This is a genomic window from Marinovum algicola (genome assembly GCF_900109145.1).
Lineage (GTDB): Bacteria > Pseudomonadota > Alphaproteobacteria > Rhodobacterales > Rhodobacteraceae > Marinovum > Marinovum algicola.
On sequence record NZ_FNYY01000053.1, the window covers coordinates 1 to 5,313 of the forward strand.

Here is a 5,313-nt window from a genome sequence, read left to right on the forward strand (position 1 = left end):
CTATACCTGGGCGAGCCCGGCTCTCATGGCGCGCAAGCGCCGGTCCATGGAACTCGCTGCCGGGATGCCTTCTGAACGCGGAAAAAAGGGCGCCACGGCAGACTACAATCTGCCACATCGCCGGCGTGCCGACCGCGCAGGCGCCGAACTGTCAGAAATCGCCTATCGCCGCATGATGGAGGGCTGGCGAAAGAAGAAGCCGCGGAAGGGTGCGGGCGCCACACCCGAGGAACGACTATGACAAGGCTGCGTGACGGGACTTGAACCTCACGTCCCGTCCTTCGCCACGTGGTCACCCGCGCCTCAAGAATAGCACAAAATCGAAAAATGGGGCTGTTCAATCTCATCTGTGTCCTTCGGCTTGTACGGTCGCGCGGGCAGGATCGCCGTCCCGTAGTGCTCGGCCATCTCAGCATAGGTTCGGTTCAACCCGGGATCGTGCCGGTCGGGCTTGATCACCGCTGACTTCAGATTGTCCGGGACCACGGCCTTCGGCACACCCCCGAGATAGCCGAACATGCGGGTATGTGCGCCGATCCAGTCTTCAAGCCCTTCGGAGGCAACGGCTTCGGCATAAGTGTAACTCGATGCGCCCATCGCCGCGACGAACAGCTTAGCGGTATGCACTTCCCCGGTGTCAGGGTCGACGATGTCGATCTTGTCGCCAGCAAAATCCACGAAGACCTTTTCCCCGCCCACATGTGTCTGACGCATGCTTGGGCGCACACGCCCTTTCCAGGCGTCGAAGTGATCGCAAAACCAGGAGTAGCCAAACCCGTGCGGATACTGCGCGCGATATTCCTGCCAGAGCAGAGCACGTGTCACGTTCCGCTTGCGCAACTCCCGGTCGACCAGCGACCAGTCAGGAACGGGGCGCTCGGGCGTAGGCAGCGACTTCAAGTCCAGGAAAAGCAGCAGCTCCAGACTGTCGTCATCAAGCCCCTCCGGTAAGGGCCATTCCAACCCGGCACGTCGCGCCCGGCTCACGTAATTGTTCACGCTGCCCTTCGATAGGCCCAGCGACGTGGCAATCGCACGGTTGCAGCGCGACAAACAAGATGAGATTCTGGCGTCAATCAGGATGAGAACGTGGGGTTGAAGGCTCTCCGGTCGGGCTACGCCCTCCCTGCGACCCTTCAACCCCACGTTTCGCCCCAATTTTCCGGGGTGGGTCTGACGGTCGTGGCCGGCTCGGGTAGAGGACGATTTTTCCGTACGAGGGATCGTTCATGCCGGGCCGTCATGTCACCGACCACCAGATGAGGCTCTTCATGACGCTCAAACAGACCCATTCCATTCCGATTGCTGCCGCAAAGGCCGGGATCAGCCAGGCGACCGGCTATCGCCTGAACTCCGACCCGGTCTTGCCGGGACAAAAGAAGCCGCCGCGTGGCCGGCGTCGGCCGGACCCGCTGGCGGAGATCTTCGACGCAGAGGTTGTTCCGCTGTTGACGTCTTCTCCCGGTTTGCGGCCGGTTGCGATCTTCGAGGAACTCCTGCGTCGGCATCCCGATCTGGGCCCCGGCATCCGGCGCACGCTGGAGCGGCGCATACGTGCCTGGCGGGCCGAGCATGGCCCCGAGCAGGAAGTGATCTTTCGACAGATCCACACGCCGGGCAGGATGGGCCTGTCGGATTTCACCGCCATGGGCAAGCTTTGCGTGACGGTTGCCGGTCAATCACTGGATCACCGACTGTATCACTTCCGGCTGGCCTATTCCGGCTTCGAACACGCCCATGTCGTGCTGGGCGGCGAAAGCTACGTGGCGCTGGCCGAAGGATTGCAGAATGCCCTCTGGTCGCTGGGCGGCGTCCCGCAGGAACACAGGACCGACAGCCTGTCGGCGGCTTTCAAGAACCTCGATCGATCCGCCCAGGCCGATCTGACCGACCGCGTCGACGCGTTGTGCCGCCATTACGGGATGACGCCGTCGCGCAATACCAAGGGGGTGGCGCATGAGAACGGCGCCATCGAAAGCCCTCACGGCCATCTGAAGCGCGCCATCGAGGACGCGCTCATCATGCGCGGCTCCCGCGACTTCGAGACCCTGGGCGCCTATCGCGCCTTCATCGACGAGATCGTGGGCCGGATCAACGCCCGCAATGCCAAGCGCATCGACATCGAGCGCGCCAGCCTCAAACCTCTGCCTGACCGCCGGACCACGGATCACGAGGAAGTCACGGTGCGCGTCACATCTTCGGGCGGTTTTTTGCTGCGCAAGGTCTTCTACACCGTGCCTTCCCGGCTGATCGGGCATCAGCTGCGGGTCCGGCTCTACGATGACCGGCTCGAACTGTTTCTCGGCGCCACCTTCCTGCAGACGCTGCCCCGCGGACGCGCCACGCCCAGTGGCAGCCACGGACACGTGGTCAACTACCGGCACGTCATCCATTCGCTGCGCAGAAAGCCCATGGCGTTGATGGGGCTGGTCTATCGGGACCAGCTGTTTCCGCGCCGGGCCTTCCGAGACATGTTCGCGGCGCTGCTGGAACAGACCAGCGAGAAGACGGCCTGCCGGATGGCGGTCGATCTTCTGGCACTGGCCCATGACCGCGGCTGTGAAGCCGAACTGGCCGCCCAGCTCGACGAGGATCTGCGCCAGCGACGGCTGCCCGACATCCAGGCCCTGCGCGCGCTCTTTGCGCCGCCGCCCGAGACTCTGCCGGGGATCAGCGTGCAGCTGGCCGACCTGTCGTCCTACGACCGGCTGGTGGGTGATGTCACGATCACCGAGGAGGCGGCAGCATGACATCGCACGAGATCGATGCCGCCCGTCTCACCCTTGCCCTGAACGAGCTGCGTTTGCCCGCCATCAAGGTGCTCTGGCCTCGCTTCGCCGAACAGGCCGACAAGGAAGGCTGGCGCGCCGCCCGCCTGCTCAGCGCCCTGGTGGAACATGAATTGGCCGAACGCGACCGTCGCCGGATCGAGCGCCACCTCGCCCAGGCCCGCCTGTTGCCCGGCAAGACCCTTGAGACATTCGACTTCGCCGCCGTTCCCATGGTGTCCAAGGCGCATGTCAATGCCATCACCGCCGGCGACAGCTGGATCGGCAAGGGCGACAACATCCTGCTGTTCGGCCCGCCGGGGGTGGGCAAGTCGCATCTCAGTTCCGCCATCGGGTTGGCGCTGGTGGAAAATGGCTACCGCGTACTCTTCACCCGCACCACGGATCTGGTCCAGAAGCTCCAGCAGGCCCGCCGCGATCTCGCCCTCGAAAGCGCCATCGCCAAGCTCGACAAGTTCCACCTGCTGATCCTCGACGACATCGCCTATGTCACCAAGGACCAGTCTGAGACCAGCGTGCTCTTCGAGCTTATCAGCGCGCGCTACGAACGCCGCTCCATGCTGATCACCGCCAACCAGCCTTTCGGCGCCTGGGACACGATCTTCCCCGACCCGGCGATGACGCTGGCTGCCGTCGACCGGCTGGTCCACCACGCGACCATCTTCGAGATGAATGTCGAGAGCTACCGCCGCAAGGCCGCGGAAAGGCGCAAGGGGCCCGGTCGGCCTCCGCAAACGGCGTCACCGGTCGACATGACCGCAGATTGACGCTCCGCGACAAGCCCGAGCGACAAACACCTTGCCCGCGACAGATGAAACGTCCATCGTCCTCTTGTCGCGGCCAAGGATTCTCATCCTGATTGACGCGCTCTTCTCACCCAGATTGATGAAGTGGAACGGCCCGCTCCGACAGCATCGATGTGCTAAGACGTGGTCGTTGTTTGCACGCCACAAAGGAGGAACCGTTCCATGAAGAATGTTAGCACCATCGGGCTGGATTTGGCGAAGAATGTCTTTCAGGTTCACGGCGCGGAAGATGATGGCACCCCGGTCTTCAATCGCAAGCTCCGCCGCAGCGAAGTGATGAAGTTCTTCCGGGAGCGGCCGGCCTGCCTTGTCGGGATGGAAGCCTGCGGCAGTTCCCACTATTGGGCGCGCGAGATCGCCAAGTTCGGCCACGACGTGCGACTCATCCCGCCAACTTACGTCAAGGCCTTTGTAAAACGCGGCAAGACGGATGCCGCCGACGCGGAAGCTATCAGCGAAGCTGTCACCCGCAAGACCATGCGCTTCGTCCCGATCAAGACGGCCGACCAGCAAGCTGCGGCCATGGTGCTGAAGGCTCGTGCTCTCTTGGTGCGACAGCGAACACAGGCGATCAATGCCCTGCGCGCTCATCTTGCGGAGCTGGGGATCATCGCCGCTGGAGGTGTTGCGAAGGTAGAGGCGTTGATCGCGATTATCCGCGACGACGAGGATGCTCGTCTGCCCGGTCCGGCTCGCTTCGCCCTGAGTATGCTCGCTGAGCAGATCGAGGCCCTGACAAGTCAGATTGACGAGCTCGAGCGGGCAATAGTCACCGAGGTGAAGCGCGACGAGGATGCGCGGCGACTGACCTCAATCCCCGGAGTTGGCCCAATCATAGCTGCGACTGTCAAAGCATTGGTTCCGGACCCTGGTGGCTTCAAGTCAGCTCGTCATTTTGCTGCCTGGCTTGGATTGACGCCGAGGGCTCATTCGTCCGGTGGCAAGGAGCGGCTTGGCAAAATATCGAAGATGGGTAATCCGGAGATGCGCTCACTGCTCGTCGCAGGGGCGACATCCGTTCTGAGGATCGCTCGCAGCGATGCCAAAGCAAGCCCCTGGTTGAAAGCGCTGCTCGCCAGGCGTCCCTTCAAAGTCGCGGCCGTCGCCTTGGCCAACAAGATGGCACGGATCATATGGGCACTGTTGAACAAGGGGGGGATCTACCAGCAACCCAAAATGCCCATGACAAGCCCGGCCACTGCCGGATGAGGGTGGTAAGCGCCATGAAAATCTGACCGGCGCATGCCGGCAGAGGCAAGGTGCAGAAGCAAGCGATGAGCACACGGGACGCCATCCCGACACGAGTGAGGCCGGCGCGTCAATGCGCATCAAGCGCGTCAGATTGATTAGCCCCTCGTGTCGCGGACTTCATCGAGGCCAGCGGCTATGTGCCGTATCGAAAGGCCGTACATATGACCGCACCAATCCCAACTGCAAATCAACTGAAAAAGCTCTTGCCATGCGGGCCGTTCCACATATGACGCGCTACACACGGTCGCTCATCCCTTTGGTCAGCTTCAGCCTCAAGACATCTCGTATACGGCGCATCAGCAATCGTTTCGTTGGCATTCGGGTCCCTCCAATTTCCGGAGAGAACTCCTAAGGTCAGAACGCCGGTCTGACCTGCCCACGATCGTCTGGAATCCGTGCCCAAGATCACGCGGAATGCGTGCCCATCATCCCGTGGAAAACCTGCCCAACATCAGCTGGAACACGCA

The 5,313-nt window shown here is 62.4% G+C and carries 3 protein-coding genes and 2 pseudogenes; 4 read left to right on the forward strand and 1 reads right to left on the reverse strand.

Annotation, left to right across the window (positions count from 1 at the left end; translation table 11 throughout):
• Positions 1 to 241: pseudogene (locus BMW90_RS25950) on the forward strand (hypothetical protein); the annotation flags it as partial.
• 95 nt (positions 242 to 336) lie between these two features.
• Here the strand turns inward: BMW90_RS25950 and istA (BMW90_RS25955) are convergent.
• Positions 337 to 1,038: pseudogene (gene istA / locus BMW90_RS25955) on the reverse strand (IS21 family transposase); the annotation flags it as partial.
• 191 nt (positions 1,039 to 1,229) lie between these two features.
• On the opposite strand from istA (BMW90_RS25955), the gene istA (BMW90_RS25960) reads away from it, so the two are divergent.
• The 3 genes from istA (BMW90_RS25960) (at position 1,230) to BMW90_RS25970 (ending at position 4,804) form a co-directional block, all read left to right on the forward strand.
• On the forward strand, positions 1,230 to 2,750 hold the full coding sequence (gene istA / locus BMW90_RS25960; protein ID WP_074840676.1) for an IS21 family transposase: 1,521 nt from the start codon (positions 1,230 to 1,232) through the stop codon (positions 2,748 to 2,750).
• Positions 2,747 to 3,556 (forward strand): IS21-like element helper ATPase IstB, encoded by an 810-nt coding sequence (istB, locus tag BMW90_RS25965; RefSeq protein WP_074840678.1) that lies wholly within the window; start codon positions 2,747 to 2,749, stop codon positions 3,554 to 3,556. Before istA (BMW90_RS25960) ends, istB begins: the two co-directional genes overlap by 4 nt.
• Positions 3,557 to 3,757: 201 nt before the next feature.
• Entirely contained in the window at positions 3,758 to 4,804 is a 1,047-nt protein-coding gene (locus BMW90_RS25970) for an IS110 family RNA-guided transposase (RefSeq protein ID WP_074840680.1), read from the forward strand.
• Positions 4,805 to 5,313: the final 509 nt, after the last annotated feature.

Bases quoted from the DNA above. Each gene is read 5' to 3' on its own strand.
- istA (WP_074840676.1), top strand. From the start codon at position 1,230: ATGCCGGGCCGTCATGTCACCGACCACCAGATGAGGCTCTTCATGACG.
- istB (WP_074840678.1), top strand. From the start codon at position 2,747: ATGACATCGCACGAGATCGATGCCGCCCGTCTCACCCTTGCCCTGAAC.
- BMW90_RS25970 (WP_074840680.1), top strand. From the start codon at position 3,758: ATGAAGAATGTTAGCACCATCGGGCTGGATTTGGCGAAGAATGTCTTT.